A 25,963-nucleotide genomic window follows, 5' to 3' on the forward strand; every position below is an offset into this window, starting at 1 on the left:
ATTGTACTACATTGCTTTACAGCATGTCATTATTTATTGGTAAGGTAATATAAAACGTTGTACCAACGCCGACTTCGCTTTCGACATCAATGCGCCCGTCATGCTCCTCAATAATTTTATAGCTAACCATTAAGCCAAGACCCGTCCCACGCTCTTTCGTCGTATAAAACGGCTCACCTAATTTTTTGATTTTATCTTTCGGAATGCCGCTTCCTTCATCGCGAATGGCGATGCGTATATGATCTCCGACATGCTCGACGGAGACGGTAATCGTTCCGCCGTTTGGCATCACTTCCATCGCATTTTTTAATATGTTAATAAACACTTGTTTTAATTGTTTCGGCTCGCAATATATACGCGGCACTTGCTCGTACGTTGCTTCAATTTGAATGTTATGCATCGTCGCTTGCACGCTTAGTAAATCGACGGTTTCTTGCATAATTTTTGCCACGTCGCCCCGTTCGTAATGAACAGCTTGCGGTTTTGCCAATACGAGAAATTCGGTAATAATCGACTCAATGCGCTTTAATTCCGACATAATGACGTGAAAGTACATATTATATTGCTCACAATCATTGCCGATGCTTCCTTGTAAAAGTTGGATAAATCCTTTTAACGCCGTCATCGGATTGCGAATTTCATGAGCGATACCTGCCGCCAGTTGACCGACAACGCTTAACGTATCAGACTTACGTAATTGCTCTTCCATTTCTTTTTTTTCTGTTATATCGCGTACCATCATCAGCCCGACATGTTCAATAATGTTCGGTTTAAACGACAGTTCAACAATTTTTTTCTTTCCTTCGCCATCTGTAATCGTAAACTCTTCTTCTTCCTTCCCATTGTTTACCCATTTTTGAAATTTGTTTAATTCGTTGCTTCCGATAAAAGCATGCATACATTTTGTAACGAGCTGTTCTTTTGAAAGAGCGAAAATGCGGCACGCCACCGGATTAGCATCAAAAATGCGCTGTTTGTCGTCAATTAGCACAATGCCATCCATCGCATGATTAAAGACGTTGCGAAACTTTTGTTCTTGTTCGCGCAACTGTTTTTCCATTTTCCGTCGTTCGCTCACATTGCGAAAAATCGTTAAATGATAGCCGTTAATGACCCCTTTTTTCGACGTAAATTCAAGCTGTTTTTTTTCGCCGTTCGGCATATGAAATGTCAATTCGTCACGAATTTCTCCATCGCGGAAAAATTGCCGTAATACGTGGCGCACTTTTTTATTTTTTGAATCAATAAACTGCATTAAATTCGCATGAACGAGATCGTGAAGCGGCAATTCAAACGTTCGGCTTGCGGCAGGATTGGCGCGCAAAATATTTCCGAAATCGTCACAAATTAAAATCGCTTCATGGGCTTGTTCAAAAATGGCGCGAAACCGCTCTTCACTCCGTTGCAAGTTCATTTCCATATTTCGTTTTTCAGTCACGTTGCGCATAATCGCCATAAAAAAGCCGCTATGTACGTTCGTTGTTAACGTTAGTTCAAACAACTTTTGCATGCCGTCTCCTAAAATAAACGGCAATTCGCTCGATACGGTCCCGTTTCGTTTTAACGTCACTAACAGTTGGTCGAATAAATCGTGATATTCCATTGGAATAAATGTTTGGATTGATAATTTGAATAGTTCTTCTTTTGTAATGTTGACGCTCGCACAAAAGGAAGGATTCGCGTCAATAAAGCGTCCTTGTCCATCGAAAATGACGATGCTATCGCCCGCGCGATTAAACAAATCTTTAAATAACGTTTCATTAATCGTTCGTTCACGCTCAAGCGCTTTTTTTGAGGTAATATCGCGGATCATATATAAATCAAACGGTTGTTTTTTATGGCGGCGCATAAATAGTTGTACATGCTTCATTTCGCCATCTGCCAAGCGAATGACGATTTCATCATCATATGTTCCAAATTTATGCAACATTTGTTTTTGAAAATGAAAAATATGTTCTGGGACGAGATATACGTATTCATGAAAATTTTTTTGTAACAGCTGGTCACGCGACGTGCGAAATAAACGGCACGCTGCCTCGTTCACATCCACGAACGTCCCGTCATCTTTTACTAACACAATCGCATCTGTCACTTGTTGTAAAATGAAATCGTACTGACTTATTCGCTCATCGATTGCTTCCTTTTCTTGTTTCGAAAGCTGAACAAATCGTGAATCTTCCATCATACCTTTCAAACTCAAACGCGTTCCCTCCCCACAAACTCCCTCTCTATATGTATATAGTTATGATGTATATTCGACCGATGTTTTTTTATTCCTTCTTAAAATTCCGAAAATTTTACTAATCTTATCGGGATTAAGAAAAGCGCAAAGCGCCCGCCTATCGGCGAAGAGCGCATAAACCCCACCGAGGAGAGCTCAAACCAAGCGGTCGCTTGTTTCTGCGTGGGTAATATCACTGAAGTATCTCAATGTGTCGCCGCCGAAAGAAGGGGTGAAGCGACTCGAGCCGATGGCGCTTGGAGCTAGACACCATTCTAAATATGGAATTCCATACTTTCTTATCTTTTAAAAAAGAGCAGCTCATTTGCTGCTCAACGATCGGTAATAACGATATATGTTGCTTTCACTGGTCCGTGCACACCGACAACTAAATTCATTTCAATGTCGGCGGAATTGCTCGGTCCAGTAATAAAGTTAATGCACGACGGCACGCGCTCGCCACGCGCCATCTTTTCGCGAATGAGGCGCGCCGCTTGCGTCATACGTGGGACGATTGTACTTTTCGGAATAAGCGCCACGTACGTTGTTGGCAAAAAGCTAATCGTTCTCCCTTGATTTTGATTGTTTAATAACACAACTGTCCCTGATTCCGCTAACGTGATATCACTCCATGTGATGCCGATGTTTGCTCGCTCTGCTGCTTCAATGTTGTCTCGTCCACGTGTAGCGTCCCATACGTACACATCTTCTCGCTTTAAAAAAGAAGATAGTCCAAACTGTTCGTAGCGCTCATCGTTAGCGATGATAATCGGGCCTCCGCCATGCGCATGAATGACGTGTTCGACCGTGTCATAAAGCTCGGCGCTGTTTGTTTCAACGAGCGTCGTATGAATGCGAGTACACTGATTTTTCAACACATCAAGCAGTTCGTCTTCGCTATATCCTTGAAACACGGTTTGTTGTGGTGCATGTTTCCACTGTGGACGCTCAACGGACGTGCGCACGTCGCGTCCGAGACGGGAGGCAATTCGCTGTAAAAAAGCTTCCATCATTCGTTCCCCCTTTGTTTTAGCCAGTCGCGGAACCGTTCTTTTTCTGGCGCTGGAAATTCACGAATGTCCGTCCACGCTTTTAACGGTCCTGGACCTTTGGAAATGCGGTCGTTTACTGTAAACGGATGGACGGCAGTCGGTGCGACTTTCGAACCGAGTTTATACAACAGCGACGACGCCGCACCTAATCCGAACGCTTTCATCGCCAATTTTTCCGAAATCGGCGCTTTTCCTTCCCGTTCGACAATCGTTTGGCGATGTTTTAACAACAGTTCATGAAGCGGAATTTTTACCGGACATGCTTCCGTACAAGCGGCGCATAACGTTGATGCGTACGGCAATTCTTTATAATCGTCATATCCGCCAAGAAGCGGCGACAACACCGCCCCGATCGGTCCTGAATAAATGGAACCGTACGAATGACCGCCAATATGGCGATATACCGGACAAACGTTGACGCAAGCGGCGCAACGAATGCATTGCAACACCGGCTGAAATTCCGTTCCTAATATGTCGGAACGTCCGTTATCGACGATGACGAGATGAAATTCTTCTGGTCCATCCACTTCTCCTTCTTCTCGCGGGCCGGTTAACACCGTAATGTAACTCGTCAATTTTTGCCCGACCGCACTTCTTGTTAGTAAACTAACGAGCACTTCCATTTCTTCAAACGTCGGTACGATGCGCTCCATTCCCATGACTGTAATTTGCGTTTTCGGCAATGCGGTGACTAAATCGGCGTTTCCTTCGTTCGTCACAAGCGTGATTGAACCGGATTCTGCAATGGCGAAATTGCAGCCGGTAATGCCGACGTCTGCCGTCATATATTCGTGGCGAAGCATATGGCGCGCATGAAGCGCAAGCTCCTCTGGCTTTTCCGTTTTTGTATACGCCAGCTTCTCTTGAAATACGTCGCGAATTTGTTCTTTATTTTTATGAAGCGCAGGCGCGACGATGTGCGATGGTGGATCGTGGTCATCGACTTGCAAAATGTATTCGCCAAGGTCCGTTTCAATGACTTCACAGCCGAGCTTCTCGAGCGCGGCGTTCATATGAATTTCTTCCGTCACCATCGATTTTGATTTCACAATTTTTTTCGCTTGTTTGCTTGCAACGACGCGACAAATGTAGTCGTTCGCTTCTTCCGCTGTTTGCGCAAAAAAGACGTGCCCCCCGCGCTTTTTTACGTTTTCGCTCAGTTGCATTAAATAATAGTCTAAGTTTTCAAGTGTATGTTGGCGAATTTCTTCCCCAAGCGCGCGCCACTCTTCCCAATTGCCGAGTTCTTCGGCTGCCTCGAGTCGCCGCGTGCGCAGCCGCTCTTGCGCCCCTGCCACCGCTCCGCGCATAAACGTATTATGAATCCCTTTTTCCACTCGCTCGTGAAATTCTCCCATGTTAATTTTCATTGCCATATAATTCCCCCCTATCTACTATTAAGTACTTCGGCAATGTGCATGACACGAATCGGTTTTCCTTTTCGCTCGATGCGCCCGCCGATGTTCATTAAACAGCCGCAATCAGCACCGATTAAATAATCGGCTTCGACTTGTTCGATACATTGAATTTTTTCATCGACCATCTGTTCTGAAATTGGTCCCATTTTTACGGAAAACGTCCCACCAAATCCACAGCAATTGTGCGCGTTCGGAAGCGGAACGACGTCGAGCCCTTTGACGTGTTGCAATAACGTAAGTGGTGCGTCTTTGACGCCAAGTAAGCGCGTCATATGACATGACGTATGATACGTCGCTTTTCCTTGTAGGCGCGCCCCGACGTCTTCGATTTTCAACACATCGACGATAAATTGCGTCAGTTCATACGTTTTATTAGCGACGCGTTGCGCTCGTTCTTCCCATTCACTGTCGCCTTTAAAAATGTGCGGATATTCTTTAAACATCGTTGCACATGAACCGGATGGCGTAACGATATATTCGGCATGCTCAAACGTACGAATCATATGTTTCATCGCTTCTTTCGCTTCTTTTACATAACCGCTATTGTAAGCTGGCTGTCCACAGCACGTTTGCGCCTCTGGAAAATGAATAGTACAGCCGAGCCGTTCTAACAACTCTACTGTCGCTTTACCGACATTGACGTGAAATAAATCAACTAAACATGTAACAAATAATGTGACGTTCATTCCCGATCCCCTCTCTAAGAAAACGTTTTCTTTTTTTCACTTTACATCTCATTGCCAAATTAGTCAACCGGTCATCTGATGATTAAACGCGGAGGAAGAACCTCCATTATGAAGATATGTAGCTAGCAAGCACTTTTTCAACATGTCCTAAATGTTCTTTCATTCGTTCTTGGGCTAGTTCAATGTGTTGGTCGCGAATCGCTTCAAAAATGGCGATATGATCTTCAAGGAGTTGTTCGGTCGTCGCTTGTTTGGCAAACAGCCAAATGCGGCGCGTTTCTCGCATCGTTTCCATCATCATACCGGATACGTTGTTCATTAAGCTGACTAACAACGGATTTTTCGTTGCCGCCGCAATCGCCATATGGAATAAAAAGTCGGCTTTTTCCCCAAGCTCTTCATCGCCAATTGCTTCGCGCATTTGCGTAAGGGCGCTTTGCATCGCGCGCAAATCTTCGTCCGTTCGCTTTCTAGCTGCCACCCCTGCGGCACCGACTTCAAGCAGTTTGCGCACTTCAAGTAAATGAGCGACATCTTCTTTATTCATAAGCACCGCTGCGGAAATCGGGAACGACAACATCGCTGGGTCAAACTCGCGCACATACGTACCTTCCCCTTGTTTCATTTCAATGAGCCCCATCGCTCGAAGCGCCGTCAACGCTTCACGAATAGCTGCGCGCCCAACTTGGAAATTTTCCGCCAGCTGTTGTACGGAATCGAGTTTATCTCCCGGCTTTAACTGTCCCGTTTGAATCATATGTAAAATTGCTTCCGCTACTTCTTCATATATCTTTTTCGGTTTAATTTGTTTATACACTTTGTCCACCCCATCATCTCTTGTTTGCTCCCCCATACAAATAGAATATCATATCATATTTTTCTACAAAATAACTGTGAAAAATTTTTAAATATTCATATTGAAAAATGGTTGCGCTTACATTATGATATACTCATCAGATGATTGTATGACCTTATGATGAGGGGATAAGGAATGACATCATCACAATGAAACAAAGGGGGATGAATATGTTATCATTTATCGCACTATTACCAATTTTAACAGTTTTCTTATTTCTTGTTGTATTGAAGTGGCCAGCGAGTCGTGCCATGCCCGTCGCACTCGTTGTCACTGCGGCAATCGCCCTATTCGTTTGGGGGACGAAAATGAATGTCGTCGCCGCCGCAAGCGTCAACGGTATAAAGACAGCCATTGAAATTATGTTTATCGTATTCGGAGCCGTATTACTTTTAAATACGGTAAAAGAAAGTGGCGCGATCGAAACGATTCGCCAAGGATTTATTCACATTTCGCCCGACCGTCGCATTCAAGCGATCATTATCGCATGGTTGTTCGGTTCGTTTATTGAAGGGGCAGCCGGATTCGGTACGCCCGCTGCGATTGCCGCTCCGCTTCTTGTTGCGATCGGCTTTCCTGCGATGGCTGCTGTATTAGTTGCACTAATTATTCAAAGTACACCTGTTTCGTTCGGAGCAATCGGAACACCTATTCTCGTCGGGGTCAATACAGGGCTTGCGAATCAAGAAGCGGTCATGAAAGCCATTGGCGATATGGAGTTTACCGACTATTTATTACAAATTGCTGCCAACGTCGGCATCATTCACGCCCTAGTCGGAACGTTTATTCCGCTTATTATGGTCGGGATGCTTACGCGCTTTTTCGGCAAAAATCGTTCGTTCCGTGAAGGTTTGCGCGTATGGAAGTTTGCGATGCTTGCCGGCTTTGCGTTTACCGTTCCGTATGCGATTATCGCGAACGTACTTGGACCGGAGTTTCCGTCATTGCTCGGTTCACTCATTGGCCTTATTATTGTCGTCCCAGCCGCAAAAGCCGGGCTATTTATGCCGAAAGATACGTTTGATTTCGAACATCGCAGCGCTTGGGAACAAGAATGGATCGGTCGGTTAAACAACGAACAAACGAACATCGGGCAAGGAAAAAAGCGCATTTCGCTTTTGAACGCTTGGTTCCCGTACGTCTTAGTCGCGATTTTGCTTGTCATTACGCGCACCGTCGCTGAAGTAAAAGCGTTTTTAACAGGAGAAAGCGTCACGATTTTAATCGACAACGTATTCAACTCTGGCATTGCGATTAAATCAACGCCACTTTATTTACCGGGTACGATTTTCGTCATCGTTTCGCTTGTCACGTACGTATTGCATCGCATGGATGCGAAAAGCTACAAAAAAGCGTTTAGCGATTCGTTTAAAACGGCATTAAGCGCAGGTTCGGCACTCATTTTTGCCGTACCGATGATCAACATTTTCATTAATACGAAAACAGATGAGCTTGCGAGTATGCCACTCGTTTTAGCCGAAGGCGTATCACATATCGCTGGTTCTTCATGGCCAATCGTTGCGCCGCTCATCGGTGCGCTCGGAGCGTTTATCGCAGGAAGCAACACATTCAGCAATATGATGTTCTCGCTTTTCCAATTCGGTACAGCGGAAAGCATCGGCTTATCGGCTTCAGGTGCTGCTGTTGTCGTCGCCCTACAAGCGGTTGGCGGTGCAGCTGGAAATATGATTTGCGTTCATAACGTCGTCGCCGCTTCCGCCACAGTCGGGCTCGTCGGTCAAGAAGGAAGCTTAATTCGCAAAGCGCTCATTCCGATGACGTATTACATTTTAGCTGCTGGTATGCTCGGCATGGGCTTTATCGTCGGTGGCTTCAACATATGGTTTATCCTTTATGCCGTTGTCGTCGTCGCATTCATTTTGTTTATGGCATCAAACCGCGGCAAAACGAAACGAGCAGAAAACCAAATATCTGCGTAATACACAAAGGTGCCTTGCCGGGCACCTTTTTTCCTTCCCTTCCTATATGGTATAATAATTCGTCGCAACCTATATATGAAAGGGTCGTTTGCCGTGCATATTATTTGTACAACGTTAAATGCCAAATATATTCATACAAACTTAGCCATTCGCTATTTAAAAGCATACGCCCAACCAGAATTTGATGTCGAGCTTGTCGAATATACGATTAAAGACCCGGTGTTAAATATCGTCACCGATTTATACCGTCGCAAACCTGACGTCATCGGGTTTAGCTGTTACATTTGGAACATCGAACAGACGATTGAAGTCGTGCAATTGCTGAAAAAAGTGCATCCGACTGTCACGATCGTCGTCGGTGGGCCGGAAGTGTCGTACGACGTCGCTTACTGGCTTGAGCGCGTGCCGGAATTTGATTACATCGTAATCGGCGAAGGCGAAGAAACGTTTAAACAGCTTCTCACCGCCCTTGAGCGCGGTGAAGACGTCGCCGATCTTGCTGGAATCGCATATCGTCAAAACGGAAAAGCAGTCATCAACCCGCAGCGAAATAAAATGAACTTAGCGAACGTGCCGTCGCCGTTTCGCTTTCCAGAAGATATCCCGCATTTATCGAAACGCATCACGTACGTCGAAACGAGTCGCGGCTGTCCGTTTAGCTGTCAATTTTGTTTATCGTCCATTGAAGTCGGCGTCCGTTACTTTGATCGGGAAAAGATAAAGGAAGATTTACGTTATTTAATGAAACACGGGGCAAAAGTCATTAAATTTGTCGATCGCACATTTAATATTAGCCGCAGCTATGCGATGGATATGTTTCAATTTTTAATTGACGAGCACGTCCCCGGCGTCGTCTTTCAATTTGAAATTACTGCCGACATTATGCGCCCAGAAGTCATTCAGTTTTTAAACGAACAGGCACCAGCGGGACTATTTCGCTTTGAAATCGGCGTTCAGTCGACAAACGATGAAGTGAACAAGCTCGTCATGCGCAAACAAAATTTTGAAAAGCTCACTCGCACCGTCACGATGGTGAAACAAGGCGGAAAAATCGCGCAACATCTCGATTTAATTGCCGGACTTCCGGAAGAAGATTACACATCGTTTCGTAAAACGTTTAACGACGTATTTGCGCTTCGCCCCGAGGAATTGCAGCTCGGCTTTTTAAAAATGTTGCGCGGCACAGGCTTGCGCCATAAGGCGAACGAGTACGGTTACGTCTTTATGGACCGCGCACCGTATGAAATTTTACGAAATAACGTCTTGTCGTTTGATGACATCATTCGCTTAAAACAAGTCGAAGATGTGCTTGAAAAATATTGGAACGATCATCGCATGGATGAGACGATCGAATATATCGTCACCCATCTGTTTGACACACCGTTTGACTTTTTCCAATCGTTCGGCACATATTGGGATGAACAAGGTTGGGCGCGCATCGGCCATCAGCTTGAAGATTTATTCCGCCGCCTCTATTCGTTTTTACAAACGATCAACACAGACGACTTACCGATCGTTGAGGCGCTCATGAAATACGACTATTTGCGCAATCAAAAACAAAAACCGCGCAAACCGTGGTGGGACGAAAAAACGGACAAACATGTACGCGCGTATGTATATGAACAATTGTCAAAACAACCGCATCTTCTTTCATTAACGGAAAAAGAGCTATTTAAACATACCGTCGTCGAAATGATCCCGTTCGACTTGCCGCATTATTTACAAACGAAACACATCCGCCGATGCGACATGGCAATGATCGTGTACTTCAACCAAACGACGATGAAAGCGGAGACGTATTTTTTGGAAGTGGACACGAATTGACAAAGCGTTTATTGAAGTTTTATAATTTCAACTATAAGGAAGATTTAAGTTGCGAGAAGGACATCATCCGGAGATGTTCCTTGCTAGAGAAGATAGCTGTCGAATGTTCGAAATTCGATAGCTTAGAGATGATGTAAAAAGCGCTAGCATGAGGAGCTAGCGCTTTTAGTCGTATTAGGGGGGAGAAGGATGTGAAAAGAATCATGGTTTTTATTGATGGAAATAATTTCGAAAGCGCTGTTACGAATCTTTTCAGCGGAAATTATCAGCGGATTGACTATGGAAAATTAGCTCATTATATAGCTGACATAAGAAACGGTCATCTACAAAGGTTATATTACTATACGGCTATGAGTAGTCACGATAAATCGAAGGCAGCCGCAACAAAAAAGTTTATTGATACATTAAACAAGCATGTCCCTTACTGCATTGCAAAAGCTGGCTATCTTAAATATGTCGGTCAAGATGGGAGCGGAAAAGACATTTATATTGAAAAAGGCACAGATGTAAATATAGCCGTTGATTTAGTGTCTTTAGCTTATCATCACGCCTACGACGAAGCCATTTTGTTAAGCGCAGATACGGATTATGAACCTGCTATTCGGGTCGTACAACAACTAGGGAAAAATGTCGTAGCCTGTCTCGTTGATCAACAAAAAGCTGGATATTTAAAAGATTTATGTGATGACCACTTTTTTCTAAAGAAAGAAGACTTTGAACATGTACAACGATAATCGGGCTGCTTTCGTGTATACGTAAGCAGCCCTTTCTCTATAGCTACATAGTCCGAACCTATGTAGCCTCCACTTTATACTATGCAATTATTTCATAAATATACTTTACTCATTTTTCTTTTCCTTTTTCGCCTCTTCGATTAGCTCCATGACTTTATGCGCATTGACATCGCCTTGTTCTTGCCCGAATTCTTCCTTTAGTATGTCTCTTGGAATGGGGATGGTTTTGCCTGCTTGTTTGTTTTTCATTTCCCTTGCCGTCCTTTTTTCGAATTGCGATTGGCGCCGCGACTCATATCTTCTCCACCAGCATATTGCGCTTCAAATTCGTCTTTTGGCATGCTTTCTGTCGGTGTTTGATTGTTCGTTTTTGCCGCATCATGTGTCACTTTTCGCTTCATGATCGTTCACCTCGTTCATCTGTTTGTTCTTTTTTGTATGCAATAAGTATGATGTTTTCGCCTGTTTGTTGGCGAAGTTGTCGTTCAAATTGTTGCACTTGGGCGATGTCGCGTTCATGCAACTGCGCAATTGGAAAACGCATGTGAATCCCCCCTCATGAGTAATGTCATGCAAAGCGACATATTTTATACGCCATTTAGCCACATTAATAACGAGGTGAAGACAATGGAAAAAGAAATGGAATCGCCAATTTTCGATGAAACGCAACCGCATCAAATCCATGCCCCTTCGTTTAAAGGAACAGGCATTCGCATGCAGCCGCCATTTGTCAATCAACACGGGGTCATTATCGGCGACAGCCAATACAATTCGCCAAACTCCCCGCTCAACGAGTGGAGCGATGAAACCGATCCAAGCGTGATGGCGGGTGATGAATGGGTGCACCCGACAAACGACATCGGCTGGAATACGGCAGAAAACCGCGAACTGCTTGAAAAAAAACGAAGCGACAATGCTCCATTTATGCATCCTGATAAAGATGTCGGATACGGAACGGATTGACACATTCGCCCCACTCCTATCATACATTGAAGAAGCAATGCATAATGGGGTGTCATATGGATCAAGAATGAATGCAACTCATGAGAGTCATCGGTGTCGGGATGATCGTGACGGGGTATATTGTTTTGTTTATAAGCGAATATCGTGAGCTAGAAGAAATAAAAAGAGGGGGATCATTTTCCCCCTGTAAATGAAATGCCTTTAATAAAGTAACGGTTGAAAAATGCATAAATCACTAACACAGGAAGCGTAAATACCATCGACGCTGCCATAATGTAGTTCCAATAGCTAATGTATTGCCCTTTAAAGCTATTTAACCCGAGTGGAAGCGTAAACAAATTCGGGTCCGACAAAATGATAAGCGGACGCATAAAGTCGTTCCACGAACCCATAAAAACGAAAATGGCTTGCGCCGCGAGCGCTGGACGAGCGAGTGGCAACACGATGCGGAAAAACGTGCCGATGCGGCTTAATCCGTCTAACGCTGCCGCTTCTTCTAACTCTTTCGGGAAGTTAATGAAAAACTGACGCATCATAAAAATAAATGTCGCGTTAATCATGGCTGGGACAATCATTCCTTGATAAGAGTTCAACCAACCGAGCTGTTTTAAAATTAAATAGTTCGGAATCATCGTCACTTGGGCTGGAATCATTAACACCGCCAAAATGATCATAAAAATCGTTTGTTTTCCTCGGAAATGAAGACGAGCAAGCGCATAACCAGCCATCGAGTTAAACATTAAATTCAAAATCGTCACCGCTACCGCAATGATGACGCTGTTCATAAACCAACGCGGAAATAGCTCTTGTTCGACAAAAATTTGTTTATAATTATCAAGCGTAAAGTCTTTCGGAATAAAACTGATCGAACCACTAACAATTTCTTCAAGCGTTTTAAACGATGACGAAAGTGCCCATAAAAACGGAATCATCGTCACGATCGCATACAATACGAGAATCGTATATAATAAGGCTTTGCCCAATCGCATGTTCTTCCCCCCTTAATAAAGCGACTCTTCTTTTGAAAATTTCCGCTGCAGCCACGTCGCAAGTAAAATGACGATCGCTAACGCAAACGCCAGCGCTGCCGCATAGCCCATCGTTCCGAGCGATTTAAACGCATATTGATAAATAAGTAGAACGACCGTTAACGTTGCATTGTTTGGACCACCTGAACCGCCAGAGAAAATGTATGACTGGTCAAACAATTGGAACGTACCGATTAAGCCCATAATGACGACAAACGATGTGACAGGTTTTAAGTACGGCACCGTAACATACCAAAACTTATGCCAAGCGTTCGCCCCGTCTAGCTCTGCCGCTTCGTATAACGAATCCGGAATGTCTTGCAGTGCCGCTAAATAAATGACCATAAAAAATGGTGCTGTTGACCAAATGTTCATAATCATAATGGCGTTTAACGCAACAGACGGATCTCCAAGCCAGTTGTACGTCGGCAAGCCGAGAAACTCGAGCACGTGGTTGACAAGCCCGTTTTGGTTGTACATCCACATAAAAATAAGCGTCAATACAGCCGATGACGTTAATGTCGGCAAAAAGTAGACGATGCGGAAAAACTTCTCCCCTTTCAAGCCCGCATTTAGCGTTGCGGCTAAAACGAGCGCTAACATCGTTTGTGTCGGCACGACGATCACCACATATTTGACCGTATTCCAAAGCGCAATTTTTGCTCGTGTATCGTCGAGTATACGTGTAAAGTTATCGAATCCGACAAACTGAAAACTTGCCGTTCCTAATAGTTGTACTTTATGAAACGATAAATAAATCGCAAATAAAATCGGACCGATGACAAATAAAAGAAGGACAAATAACGTTGGTGACAATAACGTATATGCTGTTCCTGCTTCTTTCCATCGCTTACGACTAAACATATGTTCATCTCCTTTACGTCGTGCTATTCGCCTCTTTCAAGTGAAGATTGTGTAACACTTCACTTGAAAGAAGGGAACAGCGAGGGGAACATCCCCTCGGCCGTTACTTCGCTTCAATTTCTTTGTTCGCAATGTCTTGCGCTTTTTTAAGCGCTTCGTCAAGCGGTTGCTCACCTAAAAAGGCGCTGACAAATTGGTTGTTAAAGTTGTTCATAATAATTGGCAAGTTCGTGCCGTTTTGCCATACGGTCGCATACGGTGCTCCTGCAACGAGCGCGGCGCGCAATTCATCTTTGTCGTATCCTAATTCAGCCGCAACCGATTTACGTGTTGGCAACGCAAACCCTTTACTTGTCCAAATTTTCATTCCTTCTTTTCCTGTTAAGAATGAAATGAGTTTCCATGCTGCTTCTTTCTTTTGCGAATCTTTGTTCATGACGTACGCTACTGTATAAGCCATCGTTCCTTTTTTGCCGTCAATCGTTGGCACTTCTGCGGTGCCGAACTCCGTATTTGGGAACGTTTCTTGGAGGAATGGAATCGCCCAGTTTCCTTCAATGACCATCGCTGCTTTTTGTTGACCGAACATTTCGCCGCCCCATCCGGCGCCAACTTCATTTGGTTGTGCCGCTGATTTATCTTTTAAGCGCATATCGACAATCGGTTGCAGCGCTTCAACAACTTTCGGATCGGCAAAGCTTGCTTTATTGTCTGTCACGACTTTGCCGCCTTTTGATTCCGCAATGTAGTATAAGCGCGCTAATTCTGGCGCGACACCAAACCCGTACACTTCTGTTCCTTTTGTTAATGTTTTCGCTGCTTCACGTAATTCATCCCACGTTTTCGGTACGTCAAGCCCTGCTTCTGCAAACATTTTTTTGTTATAGAAAAGCGCTAACGTCGAATAGTCTTTCGGGAAGCCGTATATTTTGCCGTCTGGACCTTTGAACGCATCAAGAAGCGGCTTTTCAAAATCATCGATGTCAAAATCATCTGTCACATAGTCATCTAACGGTTCTAACACGCCTGTTTCAATCATCGCTGGCGCTTCAAACGCATCTAAATAAAATACGTCTGGACCTTCGCCGCCAATTAAGCGCGTTTTAATGACGTCCATATATTGATCGGAAATGACTTCATGTTTTACTTTAATGTTCGGATATTTTTTCTCAAATTCATCTAACGTTTGTTTCAACAATTTTTGCTCCATTGGGTTGCCGCCCCAACCGGCAAGCGTCACTTCTACTTGTTCTTCTTTCGTGTCACCTTTGTTTTCGTTTTTCGCTGTTTTCTCTTCACCACCACATCCGGCTAAAACGCTTCCAAAAAGCATTGTCGACATACCGACGGCAAACCATGTTTTCTTGTTCATCATATAAGACCCCTTTCTTATTGAATGTTATATGGAAGGGAGACGAGCTCCCTTATTCCCGATAAAATGCACGTACAATCGCATCGTACGTTAAATCGGCGGTCGTTTCGACGATATAGTCCGCCTCTTTTAACGCTTCTTTGTCGCCGACGCCAATCGCGAACATGTTTGCTTCTTTGATGGCTGCCACGCCCGCTTGCGCATCTTCTACGCCAATGCACGTAGACGGATGCACGCCTAACTGCTCGGCGGCAGTCAGAAAAATTTCTGGGTGCGGCTTGCTGTTTTTTACTTTTGCAGCATCGACGATCGTATCGAAATACGCGCCAATTTGTAGCCGCTCGATAACCGTAAAGGCGTTTTTACTTGCGGAGGCTAAACCGATTTTTATGTTTTGGCGTTTCAACTCGCGCAATAAATCGAGAATGCCGGGAAGCAAATCGTCTGGCGTCATGCGCGCAATGAGCTGTTTATAATGCTCATTTTTTTTATGCGCAAGCGCCTCTTTTTCCGCCATCGTATAGCGATCCGCTTGGCTGCCGAGCGCTAAAATGCGCTCAAGCGACTCCATGCGGCTTACTCCTTTTAACTGCTCGTTAAATGCGCGATCGAACGTGATACCTAATTCCTCTGCAAGCTGTTTCCATGCGATAAAATGATACTCTGCCGTATCGGTAATGACACCGTCTAAATCGAAAATGACTGCTTTCAATTGTTTGTTCATCATGTCAAACCCTTTCATGCAAGTGGAATCGTTATTTCATCTTTTACTTCATATGCTGTGCCGAACACGTCAAACGTCACGGCATCGTGAACGTTCGTCACTTTTTTCACAACAAGCTGTTCATGCGTCACCGTCACTTCTAAACGATCGCCGCGCCAATAGATCGGGAACGATAGTTTCGTCCATTGTTTTGGAAGCTTCGGATGAATGCGCAGTTTCCCGTCAAGCATGCGCACGCCACCAAATCCGCACACGACCGATTGCCAGACGCCACCGATGGACGCGGTGTGCATGCCGTGATCCGACGATTTCATATTCGGACCTAAGTCGATGCGTGCTGCTTGTTCAAACAATGCATACGCTAGCTCGCGATCGTCCATATCGCTCGCTAAAATACAATGCGTCGATAAGCTGAGCGAAGAATCATGCAACGTTTTTGGCTCATAGTAGTTCCAGTTCGCTCGTTTCACTTCTTGCGAAAACTTATTTTCTAATAAGTAAAACAACACCATAATGTCCGCTTGTTTCGATACTTGAATGTTGTTCACTTGTTCGAGGTTGTAATCTTCAAAAATCGTGCCGACGCGCGTTTGCTTTTTATATTTCGTTAAGTCGATCATTTGTTTTGTTAAATACGTGTCATCTTGTGGGATGACGAAATCTTCTTCGCGCGGCTGTGGCAAGTAAATGAGATCGACTTTTTCTTTCCATTTCTTATATGATTCATGCACGCCGATTTTTTCGTGTAATGCGTCAAGGAGCGCGGGATTTGTTTCTTTTAATCTTTCATAATAGCGAATCGCTGTTTCGATGTTCCAATGCGCCATATAGTTCGTAAAGGCGTTATTGTTGACGTGCTCTTTATATTCATCTGGGCCGATGACGTCGTTAATATGGTATTGTCGTTTTTCTTCGTTCCACTCTAGGCGGCTCGCCCAAAACGTTGCCGTATCGAACAACATTTCATAGCCATAACGTTCCATAAAGTCGTCATCGCCCGTAATTTTGTAATATTGCCATACCGCAAACGCGATGTCGCTCGTAATATGTTGCTCAATAAAGCCCGACCAAATTTTCGTCGCTTTTCCTGTTACAATATCGACTGCGCCCCATACAGGTGTCACTTCATCGCCTGTAAACGCTGACTCCCACGGATACATCGCTCCTTCATAGCCGTTCGCTTTCGCTTTTCGGCGCGCTCCTTCAATCGTGTTGTATCGATATTCAAGCAAGCTGCGGGCAATATGTGGGAACGTGTACGTGAAAAACGGCAAAATGAAAATTTCTGTATCCCAAAACGAATGACCTTTATATCCTTCGCCTGTTAATCCTTTCGCCGCAACGCCAAAGCGGGCGTCATGCGCTGGCGTCATAATGATTAAATGATAGTGAGCAAAACGAATCGCCAATTGATCAAATTCGTTTTCACTTTCGATCGTAATGTTCATTTGCTCCCAACGCTTTTTCCATTCCGAAACGTTTTCGAAAAAGAGCGCATCATACCCTTTTTTCGCTTCTTCTTTTAAGTCGTTTAACGCATCTTGCCGCATGACATCAAGGCTGTATGCGTCATGATCGTACTGTTTATCGCGGCTTGTATACACGTTCGCAAGCTTTTCAAATGTGAGCGTCTCTCCTTGTTTCACATCGAACGCGACTTGAATAAACACTTTGCGACGATCGATCGCCATGCGTGGCTCTTTTTCTATTTCTTTTCCGTCAATCATATATCGGTGCGTCGCGTTCACAACAAAATCAATTTTCGATTCCGTTGTCGTTTGAATGAGCTGCAAATATGTTTTATCAAAAATGCGCTTTTCGCCTTCGTGGAAATGTTGCGCTCCGCTATTTGTCATTTGTCCGTTAATACCTGATGTGATTTGAATGTTCGCCTCGCAATTCAACGGTTTGATCTCGACTTTCATGCCGATGAGATGCAAGTTTTTTAGCGATACAAACCGGCGAAACATGAATTCAAACTGCTCGCCGCGCGCATTTTCCCAAATGACGTGGCGCACTAATTCCGCATCTTTTATGTTTAAATCGCGACGATAATGTATGATTTTCCCTTTTTCTAGCGAAAACTTTTCCCCATTTAACCAAATGTCTAGCTCAACGACATCTGGCGCATTCGGCAATTCCGTCACTTCATATTCATCAAACTGGTTAAACGTCCCGGCGACAAACAAGTTGCGCACTTGCCCGACGTACGACTCTTCCGTTGCCGAACGAAGCCCCATATACCCGTTGCCGAGCGCCATAATCGCTTCACACTTTCCGAGTGCATATGGGTTAAATTGCACTTCTGACACGATCCAATTTTTATATTCGCCTGTTCCTAAGTTGTATTGCAGCATCGTAAACTTCCTTTCCTCGTGTGAATGTAGTTTTTCCAAAACGTTTCGGATTTTGTGTATGAAAAAAGGGCTACCCTTTTTTCACTTCTGCCGTTGACTCGCGCACGACAAGTTGCGTCCGCAACGTCACGACTTTCGCTTCATTTCCTTCGAGCATATCAATGAGCATGCTTGCTGCTTCATAGCCCATTTGAAATTTATTTTGCGCAATCGTTGTTAGCGCTGGGGAGACGTATGAAGCAAGCAAAATGTCATCATATCCAACGACCGACACATCTTCAGGTACGCGCAAGCCAAGCTGTTTGAGCGCCTTCATCACGCCAAGCGCCATTAAATCGCTCGCGCAAAACATCGCGGTAATGTTTTCATGTTTCGTAAACAGCTCATACGCTCGCGCTTCCGCCATCTCCTCGGAAAAATCGCCGTTTACAATCCATTCTTTTCGAATCGGCACGTTCGCTTCTTCCATCGCCTCACAAAACCCTTGCAGACGCTGTTTACTCACAAATGCGTAATCGTGTCCGTTCATCATCGCAATGTTGCGATGACCAAGTTCAAGCAAATGTTGCACCGCTTTTTTTGCCCCGTACACGTTATCGGTCGTCACATAGCCGACGCGATCCGACTGAATCGGAATGTCGATTAATACGCACGGAATGTCGCTTTCAACGACTTCTGTTAAATACGGATCATCCGTTTTAATGCCTTGTAAAATGACGCCGTCGACGCGCCGTTCGCGACATAATTGCGAATATGTTTTTTCTCGTTGTTTCGTCGAATTTGTATTAAACAAAATGACGTCATAGTCTGTTTTCGCAATATAATCGTTGACGCCTGTCATCACTTCAAACGTAAAGTTATCTTTTAACGCCGAACGCGTCATGCCTGAAACGAGTAGCCCAATCGTTTTCGATTTATTCATGACAAGGCTTCGCGCCAGCGTATTTGGACTGTAATTTAATTGCTTCGCGATATCCATAATTTTTTTGCGCGTCTTTTCACTGACGTCCGAATAACCGTTTAACGCGCGCGAAACGGTCGTGACCGATACGCCAGCTGCTTTCGCAATATCTTTAATCGTTGTCACTTTCATTTCCTCCAAAACGTTTCGGATTCCTTGTTGATTTGAATTGTAAACGAACTTGAAACCGATTGCAACAAAAAATTTGTGACAAAATTCGTGGCACTTTGTCCAAAAATCCTCTCCCTTCTTTACGATCGATCGTGCTATAATGAGAAAAAAGCAAAGGAGGCTTCACGATGAACGGACGATGGACAGAGCGTTTTCAGAAAAAAACGAAAACGGCGCAATCGAAACAAACGATGACGATCGGGAAAAAATATGGGATCGTTTTCAGCTTTGCTACGCTTTTGTTTGTCAGCGTTTTCATTTTTGTTTTTTTACTCGTCAACAACTTAACAAACGTCGTCAAACAAGTCGAACAAAAAAGCGACCAAGCGATTTTAATTACCGATATTGGCTCATTGTTTAAACAAAAATATATCGTCATTACTGACTATATGACAAATCCGCGTCCAGAGACGCTTTGGCAATACAACGACTTAACCGATCAATTTAATAAGAAAATGAAACAGCTTGAGCCACATATGAACACAGAAGAAGCAAAAGTGATTTACAATTCAACCATTTCGATTGAAAATCAACTGAACGAACTGCTTTATAAAACCATTCAACCGATCGTGCTCATGTATCGTGATCGCGGCGAACAAATCGACATTTTCCAAGTGATTAGTTTTCAAAATAAAGCGGCAACGATTCGCGATATGAGCATCGAAAAGCTTGATATATTAAGAAAAATCGTCGTAGATGATCGATCGACATTAACGACGAAAATGAATGACACCATTGCGAAAAATATTTTCATGATGATTGCGACCGTCATCGTTGCGATCGTTTTATCCGTCATCTCCTTAATCGTTGTCAGCCGAAAAATAAGCAAACGATTGAAGCAAGTCGTCGACGTTTGTCATGAGCTTGCGCGCGGCAATTTACGCGTCCAACGGTTAACGGATACAGAAACCGATGAAGTCGGACAAATTGCGAAAGCGATGAATGAATTAGCGGACGGGCTTGAACAATCGATCGCCCAAATTCAAGCGGCTGCAACACACGTCAACGACATGTCGCAAACGTTGCGACTGAACGCCGAAGCAACGACGGAGGCGAACGAACAAATTACGCAAGCTATTCTCGAAGTCGCTTCCGGCGCAGATGAGCAAGTGAATGTATCGAAACAAACGAACGAAGCAGTGCATGACGTATCTGATGCGTTAACGACTGTCATGGAAAAAGTATCTGAAACAGCCAAACGAACAAACGAAACAACGAAGCGCGTCCATGAAGGTACGGAACTAGTAGAGCAAACGGTTGCGCAAATGAAGCTCATTCGTGAACAAATTGAACGTCTGGCTATCGTCATTGAATCACTCAACGATAAGTCAAAAGAAATTCATCAAATTGTCGGCTTTATTACGAACATTTCCGATCAAACGAATTTGCTTGCGTTAAATGCCGCAATTGAAGCCGCACGAGCAGGCGAACATGGCAAAGGATTTGGGGTCGTCGCTGAAGAAGTGCGAAAACTAGCTGAACAAACCGCACATGCGGCAGGAAACATTCGCAAACTGGCTGAGCAGTCGCAAACACAAACCGAACATGCCGTACATGTGATGAACGAAAGTAGCGAATCGTTCCAATTTGGTCATTCGCTCGTCGAACAAGTCGGAAACATTTTCCGTTCGATTTCTACCCATATGGCACGCGTCCAATCAGAAAGTAATACAGTACATGATACGATTCGTGCTGTAGATGAAAAAGTAAAAACGATGACCGCATTTGCTGATCAAATTATTGACATTTCATCACAATCAGCAAGAAATATTGAACAAGTGGCCGCAACGACGGAAGAACAAAACGCAACGATGCAAGAATTGCTCGCTTCTTCCCAAGAGCTCGCAAGCACCGCCGAACAACTTCGCCAAGCGGTCGCACGTTTTCATATGTAACTCGGACAACCGTCCTTCTTTGCAAGCAAAAAGGACGGTTGCTTTTTTAGTTTAGTTGCGAAAGGGAGTGAATACATGCTTTCCCCTCACCTTGCGAAAAAAATTGTATCTGACGTCCGCCGCCTCATTGATGAAGACATTATTATCGTCGATACGAACGGCATCATTATGGCAAGCACCGATACAACGCGACTCGGTCAATTTCATGAAGGGGCGTTTCTCGTCTGTCAAGAAAAGAAAAAACGCATCATTACAAAACAAGATGAAAACATATTGCGAGGCGTGAAAGCTGGCATTAACTTGCCGATCTTTTTTCGCGGTGACGTCATCGGTGTCATCGGCATTACAGGCGATCCGAAAAAAGTGTCGCCATACGGAGAACTGTTAAAAAAAATGACTGAACTTCTCATTCAAGAAAACTATTATACAGAGCAGCTTCAACTCGAAGCACGCGCGCTTGAAACGTTCGTTTTTGAATGGCTGCAAGCGCGCGACTGGTCGCCATCGTTTTACGAACGCGCTCAACTGTTTCATATCGATTTGACGGTGAAGCGCCGCGTAATTATCGCTTCATTTCATGAAAACGAACCATCGCTTTCTGTTGATATGTGGAAATACGTACAAAACATGTGGAACGAACAACGTGACATCATCGTCCGTTGGGGAAACGACCGCTTACTTATTTTACAAACGGATGAAGATAAAGAACGAACGACCGCAAAAATAAAAACAGTGCAACGAGCGCTCATCGAAAAATACGCTGTGACGCTTTATATCGGATGCGGAAAAATGGTAGATAGTAAACACGTGCATCATTCGTATAAACAAGCGGAACGCGCTCTTCATATTGCGAAACAAACAAAAAAGATCGTCTTTGATGAAGATTTACGATTGGAGATGTGTTTAGAAGACATTTCACTCGCAACAAAACGAGAGCTCGTGAAACGAACGATTGAACCGTTCATGCATGAACAAGAACTGCTTCATACGTTGCGCACGTTTTTCGCCAACAACTTATCGCTCAAACAAACCGCTGAAGCGCTTCATATTCATATTAATACGCTTCATTATCGGCTGAAAAAAATAGAGCAATATACAAATTTACACGTGCGCAACCTTGAACATATCATCACCTTATATTTAGCCATTCGTTTTTTAGATGAAACAACAAAAAAATAATGAGTAAGCGCTTCATTTTTATATATTTATCCATAGCGGGCTCCTCCGCTTTTTTTTTATGCTTATAGTAAAAACGGGAGAAAGAAGGTCGATGATATGATCACCGAACAAGTAAAACGACAGCTCATTGACATTGTCGGTGCCGAAAACTACGACGATTCGAAAGCCGGACGGCTCGTTTACTCATATGACGCTACCCCAAACTTTCAATCGCTTCCTGATGCGGTCATCGCGCCGCGCCATACGAAAGAAGTGAGTGAAATCGTAAAAATTTGTAACGAACATCGCATTCCAATTATCCCGCGCGGCTCAGGCACGAACCTTTGCGCCGGCACATGCCCAACGGAAGGCGGCATCGTGATGTTGTTTAAACATATGAATCGCATTTTAGAAATTGATGAAGAAAACTTGACGGTAACCGTTCAGCCGGGCGTTATTACGCTTGACCTTATTCACGCTGTTGAAGCAAAAGGGCTATTTTATCCACCTGATCCAAGCTCGATGAAAATTTCAACGATCGGTGGCAACATTAATGAAAACTCCGGTGGTTTGCGCGGCTTAAAATACGGCGTGACGCGCGATTACGTCATCGGTCTCGAAGTTGTGCTCGCCAATGGTGACGTCATTCGCACGGGCGGAAAGCTCGCAAAAGACGTCGCGGGCTACGACTTAACGCGCCTTTTTGTCGGCTCGGAAGGTACGCTCGGCATTATTACAGAAGCGACGTTAAAGCTCATTCCGATGCCCGAGACGAAAAAAACGATGCTTGCGCTATATGAAGATTTAGAAGCAGCAGCACGTTCCGTTTCGGCGATCATCGCCAATAAAATCATCCCGACGACGCTTGAATTTTTAGACCAACCGACGCTACAAGTCGTTGAATCGTTCGTCAACATCGGCTTACCGACAGACGTCAAAGCCGTTTTACTGATCGAACAAGATGGACCAAAAGAAGTCGTCGAACGCGATATGGAAGCGATGGCGCGCATTTGCCGAGAGGAAAACGCCATTTCTGTCCAAGTGGCGCAAACGGAAGAAGAAGCAAACAACTTGCGCACCGCAAGACGCTCGGCGTTATCAGCGCTCGCCCGTTTAAAACCGACGACGATTTTAGAAGACGCGACCGTCCCACGTTCACAAATTGCGAATATGGTAAAAGCGATTAACGACATCGCGAAAACATATAACGTCAACATTTGTACGTTCGGTCATGCAGGAGATGGCAACCTTCATCCGACATGTCCGACGGATGTGCGCGACAAAGACGAACTACATCGCGTCGAGCAAGCGTTTGAAGACATATTCGCGAAAGCCATTGAACTTGGTGGTACGATTACAGGCGAACATGGCGTCGGCGTCATGAAAGCGCCGTATTTAGAATGGAAGCTTGGCAAAGAAGGCATTGCGGCGATGAAGGCGATTAAACAAGCGCTTGACCCGAACAACATTATGAATCCGGGGAAAGTGTTCGCGAAAAGTACGCGCAAACGGGTGGTGATTACACGATGACAAACAAACCGCATATTCAACAACAATTTCAAGCGCGCATGAATGAAGACGAGCTATTAAATTGTATGCGTTGCGGCTTTTGTTTGCCGACATGTCCGACGTACATTGAATCCGGCTTTCAAGAGTCGCATTCGCCGCGCGGACGCATTGCGTTAATGAAAGCGGTCGTCGATGGAATCATTGAACCGGATGAAGATGTCGAACGTTCCCTTCAACTATGTCTTGGCTGCCGCGCCTGTGAACCGGTTTGCCCTTCTGGTGTGCGCTACGGTCATTTGCTTGAAGAAGCGCGCGACATTATCGCACAACATAAAACGTACTCGCCTATCGTCCGGTTCATTCGCCATATCGTATTTAAACAGCTTTTTCCGCATCCAAAGCGGATGCGCATGGTGACGGCACTGATCGGCTTTTATCAACGTTCAGGCTTGCAGACGCTCGTTCGTCAACTCGGCTTGTTGCGCCTATTGCCAAGCCATTTAGCGACGATGGAAAACGTATTGCCGAACGTGCCAACGTGGAAACAAATGAACGAACGTCCAACGCATGTTGAAGCACTCATTCCTCGCAAGCGACGCGTTGCCTTTTTTCGCGGTTGTTTAATGGATACGATGTTTATGGACATAAACGATGCGACGATGAAACTGTTACAGCTTGTTGGTTGCGACATCGTCATTCCTGAGGCGCAAACGTGTTGCGGGGCGCTTCATGGACATAGCGGTGAAAAAGCGGACGCAAAAACGTTAGCAAAACGCAACATTGAAGCGTTTGAAACACTTGATGTCGACTACATTATCACAAACGCTGGCGGCTGCGGCGCGTTTTTAATCGAATACGACCATTTGTTAAAAGACGATCCCGTTTGGGCGGAGCGCGCAAAAGCGTTTGTCGCTAAAATAAAAGACGTATCAGTCATTTTAGTCGAGCTCGGCTTTCATCATAAAGATTGGCATGTACCAAACCAAATTGTGACGTATCAAGACTCGTGCCATTTGCGAAACGTCATGAAAACAGCGAAAGAGCCCCGCCTTCTTCTTCAATCGATTGCAGGTGTCGAGTTTCGTGAAATGAAAGATGCCGACCGATGTTGTGGGTCTGCAGGCATTTATAACATCATCGAGCCGGACATGTCGATGCAAGTGCTCGATTACAAAATGGAACAAGCAAAACAAACGAAAGCGACGACGATTGTAACCGCTAATCCGGGTTGCTTACTGCAAATGAAACTCGGCATTGAACGGGAAGGGCTCACAAACGTGCGCGCCGTTCATCTCGTTGAGTTGCTTTTAGAAGCCGTTGAAACGACAAAACAAATGGACGAACCGCTCAAACAAATGGGATAGGGTATGACGATTCATGCCCTTTTCTTTTTTAATCTCGCTTCTAACTCACGCCTCTTTTGTTCGAGCTCTGCTTCGCTATACGTTTTTCGTTCATATTGTGCATAGTCGATATGTAGCCATTCTGGAATCATCTCCGTTCGCACCGCTCGTTTTCCCTTATGTTTGAAACGCATATATCCGTTTTTCTTCCAGTTGCGTAAAATACCTTCCGCATATGTCCACGTTTTCACCCCGTTTTTTAATGCAGTCGCTAACGCTTCTAGCACCCATTCCTCTGACGTTTCATTCACCCATACCGCCATTTTTTCTTCGACATAACTATTTATCGTCCCAAATCCGTTTTGTTCATAAAAATGAATAATATGTTGTAACGTATCATCTGTTGTTATATTTGTTTGTCTGTTCATATTGCGATGTGCGTCTTGGCACGTTGACATGTGCGACACGTCATGTTGCATCGTCGTTTGTTTATGTTGCGCGTTCGTGTCATCATTTTGGCGCTCTTCTTCGCCATTCATGACGTTCGCTAGCACATCGTAGTCAATGCGATACCATTTTGTTTTATCAAGCTTTGATCGATAGCGCGAAACGACAATCCGCTTTTTCTCCAGTCGGACGATCGTGCGCCGAATCGTGCTTTCCGACCAAAACGGAAATTGTTTTCGCCATCCTTCGTACGTATTATATACCCATGTATATCCATCATACGTATGCGTACTTTTCCCTAGCCAGTAATGAAGCTGTTGTAAAAAAATACTTTCATTCAACCCAAGCTTTACCGCCACCGTCGGCAATACGAACAACGGATCATCATCGACTAGCCATTTCATCTCCATCCCTCCTACATTCATCTATCGCTTCATGCG

Annotated in this window: 23 protein-coding genes; 8 read left to right on the forward strand and 15 right to left on the reverse strand. The window is 44.5% G+C overall.

All coding sequences use genetic code 11. The features are described 5' to 3' along the window. Positions 1-16 precede the first annotated feature (16 nt). The 5 genes from HNQ84_RS01300 to HNQ84_RS01320 all read right to left on the reverse strand — a co-directional run bounded on the left by HNQ84_RS01300 (position 17) and on the right by HNQ84_RS01320 (position 6,230). Positions 17-2,185 carry a PAS domain S-box protein gene (locus HNQ84_RS01300; RefSeq protein ID WP_435621018.1) on the reverse strand — a complete coding sequence of 723 codons (2,169 nt, stop codon included), beginning with the start codon at positions 2,183-2,185 and terminating at the stop codon, positions 17-19. 368 nt (positions 2,186-2,553) lie between these two features. Next, complete coding sequence (locus tag HNQ84_RS01305) at positions 2,554-3,231, reverse strand: LutC/YkgG family protein (RefSeq protein ID WP_183249497.1); 678 nt, start codon at positions 3,229-3,231, stop codon at positions 2,554-2,556. Beyond that, entirely contained in the window at positions 3,231-4,649 is a 1,419-nt protein-coding gene (locus HNQ84_RS01310) for a LutB/LldF family L-lactate oxidation iron-sulfur protein (protein WP_435620871.1), read from the reverse strand. The genes HNQ84_RS01305 and HNQ84_RS01310 overlap by 1 nt, the downstream gene beginning before the upstream one ends. An 11-nt stretch (positions 4,650-4,660) precedes the next feature. Then, entirely contained in the window at positions 4,661-5,377 is a 717-nt protein-coding gene (locus HNQ84_RS01315) for a (Fe-S)-binding protein (RefSeq protein ID WP_435620872.1), read from the reverse strand. A gap of 106 nt (positions 5,378-5,483) precedes the next feature. Then, complete coding sequence (locus tag HNQ84_RS01320; protein ID WP_435620873.1) at positions 5,484-6,230, reverse strand: FadR/GntR family transcriptional regulator; 747 nt, start codon at positions 6,228-6,230, stop codon at positions 5,484-5,486. A 167-nt stretch (positions 6,231-6,397) separates the two neighbouring features. On the opposite strand from HNQ84_RS01320, the gene HNQ84_RS01325 reads away from it, so the two are divergent. The 3 genes from HNQ84_RS01325 to HNQ84_RS01335 all read left to right on the forward strand — a co-directional run bounded on the left by HNQ84_RS01325 (position 6,398) and on the right by HNQ84_RS01335 (position 10,731). Continuing rightward, on the forward strand, positions 6,398-8,173 hold the full coding sequence (locus tag HNQ84_RS01325; protein ID WP_435620874.1) for an L-lactate permease: 1,776 nt from the start codon (positions 6,398-6,400) through the stop codon (positions 8,171-8,173). A gap of 93 nt (positions 8,174-8,266) precedes the next feature. Beyond that, a complete protein-coding gene (locus HNQ84_RS01330) occupies positions 8,267-9,997 on the forward strand; it encodes a B12-binding domain-containing radical SAM protein (protein ID WP_435620875.1) in 1,731 nt (576 codons plus the stop codon). A 191-nt stretch (positions 9,998-10,188) separates the two neighbouring features. Further along, positions 10,189-10,731, forward strand: a complete 543-nt coding sequence (locus HNQ84_RS01335) for a LabA-like NYN domain-containing protein (protein WP_009362505.1) — start codon at positions 10,189-10,191, stop codon at positions 10,729-10,731. Between the two features lie 105 nt (positions 10,732-10,836). Here the strand turns inward: HNQ84_RS01335 and HNQ84_RS01340 are convergent, their stop codons facing one another. Genes HNQ84_RS01340 through HNQ84_RS01350 form a run of 3 tightly spaced genes read right to left on the reverse strand, consistent with a single transcriptional unit; the run spans position 10,837 to position 11,275 of the window. Then, the gene (locus HNQ84_RS01340) at positions 10,837-10,980 is read right to left on the reverse strand and encodes a protein YkzE (protein ID WP_435620876.1); all 144 of its coding nucleotides are present in this window, start codon (positions 10,978-10,980) and stop codon (positions 10,837-10,839) included. Then, positions 10,977-11,132 (reverse strand): protein YkzP, encoded by a 156-nt coding sequence (ykzP, locus tag HNQ84_RS01345; RefSeq protein ID WP_006321568.1) that lies wholly within the window; start codon positions 11,130-11,132, stop codon positions 10,977-10,979. The genes HNQ84_RS01340 and ykzP overlap by 4 nt, the downstream gene beginning before the upstream one ends. Next, positions 11,129-11,275 (reverse strand): hypothetical protein, encoded by a 147-nt coding sequence (locus tag HNQ84_RS01350; RefSeq protein WP_167338085.1) that lies wholly within the window; start codon positions 11,273-11,275, stop codon positions 11,129-11,131. Before HNQ84_RS01350 ends, ykzP begins: the two co-directional genes overlap by 4 nt. A gap of 83 nt (positions 11,276-11,358) precedes the next feature. Here HNQ84_RS01350 and HNQ84_RS01355 point away from each other — a divergent pair, with 83 nt between their 5' ends. After that, complete coding sequence (locus tag HNQ84_RS01355) at positions 11,359-11,694, forward strand: DUF3905 domain-containing protein (protein WP_435620877.1); 336 nt, start codon at positions 11,359-11,361, stop codon at positions 11,692-11,694. Between the two features lie 173 nt (positions 11,695-11,867). Here HNQ84_RS01355 and HNQ84_RS01360 read toward each other — a convergent pair whose 3' ends face one another. The 6 genes from HNQ84_RS01360 to HNQ84_RS01385 all read right to left on the reverse strand — a co-directional run bounded on the left by HNQ84_RS01360 (position 11,868) and on the right by HNQ84_RS01385 (position 19,126). Next, the gene (locus HNQ84_RS01360; RefSeq protein WP_032100648.1) at positions 11,868-12,683 is read right to left on the reverse strand and encodes a carbohydrate ABC transporter permease; all 816 of its coding nucleotides are present in this window, start codon (positions 12,681-12,683) and stop codon (positions 11,868-11,870) included. A 12-nt stretch (positions 12,684-12,695) separates the two neighbouring features. Then, positions 12,696-13,586, reverse strand: coding sequence for a carbohydrate ABC transporter permease (locus HNQ84_RS01365; protein ID WP_183249485.1), 891 nt, complete (start codon positions 13,584-13,586; stop codon positions 12,696-12,698). A gap of 103 nt (positions 13,587-13,689) precedes the next feature. After that, positions 13,690-14,958, reverse strand: coding sequence for an ABC transporter substrate-binding protein (locus HNQ84_RS01370; RefSeq protein WP_435620878.1), 1,269 nt, complete (start codon positions 14,956-14,958; stop codon positions 13,690-13,692). 52 nt (positions 14,959-15,010) lie between these two features. Next, positions 15,011-15,700, reverse strand: a complete 690-nt coding sequence (pgmB, locus tag HNQ84_RS01375) for a beta-phosphoglucomutase (protein ID WP_435620879.1) — start codon at positions 15,698-15,700, stop codon at positions 15,011-15,013. Then, positions 15,697-18,039, reverse strand: coding sequence for a glycoside hydrolase family 65 protein (locus HNQ84_RS01380; RefSeq protein ID WP_435620880.1), 2,343 nt, complete (start codon positions 18,037-18,039; stop codon positions 15,697-15,699). The genes pgmB and HNQ84_RS01380 overlap by 4 nt, the downstream gene beginning before the upstream one ends. Before the next feature lie 70 nt (positions 18,040-18,109). After that, positions 18,110-19,126: a LacI family DNA-binding transcriptional regulator gene (locus HNQ84_RS01385; protein WP_435620881.1), complete on the reverse strand. Its 1,017-nt coding sequence runs from the start codon at positions 19,124-19,126 to the stop codon at positions 18,110-18,112. A 173-nt stretch (positions 19,127-19,299) separates the two neighbouring features. On the opposite strand from HNQ84_RS01385, the gene HNQ84_RS01390 reads away from it, so the two are divergent. The 4 genes from HNQ84_RS01390 to HNQ84_RS01405 all read left to right on the forward strand — a co-directional run bounded on the left by HNQ84_RS01390 (position 19,300) and on the right by HNQ84_RS01405 (position 25,097). After that, positions 19,300-21,066, forward strand: coding sequence for a methyl-accepting chemotaxis protein (locus tag HNQ84_RS01390; protein ID WP_435620882.1), 1,767 nt, complete (start codon positions 19,300-19,302; stop codon positions 21,064-21,066). A gap of 75 nt (positions 21,067-21,141) precedes the next feature. Next, entirely contained in the window at positions 21,142-22,245 is a 1,104-nt protein-coding gene (locus HNQ84_RS01395; protein ID WP_435620883.1) for a CdaR family transcriptional regulator, read from the forward strand. A gap of 96 nt (positions 22,246-22,341) precedes the next feature. Next, positions 22,342-23,754 (forward strand): glycolate oxidase subunit GlcD, encoded by a 1,413-nt coding sequence (glcD, locus tag HNQ84_RS01400; protein ID WP_435620884.1) that lies wholly within the window; start codon positions 22,342-22,344, stop codon positions 23,752-23,754. Beyond that, the gene (locus HNQ84_RS01405) at positions 23,751-25,097 is read left to right on the forward strand and encodes a (Fe-S)-binding protein (RefSeq protein WP_435620885.1); all 1,347 of its coding nucleotides are present in this window, start codon (positions 23,751-23,753) and stop codon (positions 25,095-25,097) included. The genes glcD and HNQ84_RS01405 overlap by 4 nt, the downstream gene beginning before the upstream one ends. Positions 25,098-25,108: 11 nt before the next feature. Here HNQ84_RS01405 and HNQ84_RS01410 read toward each other — a convergent pair whose 3' ends face one another. Further along, on the reverse strand, positions 25,109-25,927 hold the full coding sequence (locus HNQ84_RS01410) for a DnaD domain-containing protein (protein WP_435620886.1): 819 nt from the start codon (positions 25,925-25,927) through the stop codon (positions 25,109-25,111). Between the last annotated feature and the right edge of the window lie 36 nt (positions 25,928-25,963).

The organism is Anoxybacillus eryuanensis, assembly GCF_051200995.1.
Classification (GTDB): Bacteria; Bacillota; Bacilli; order Bacillales; family Anoxybacillaceae; genus Anoxybacillus; species Anoxybacillus tengchongensis.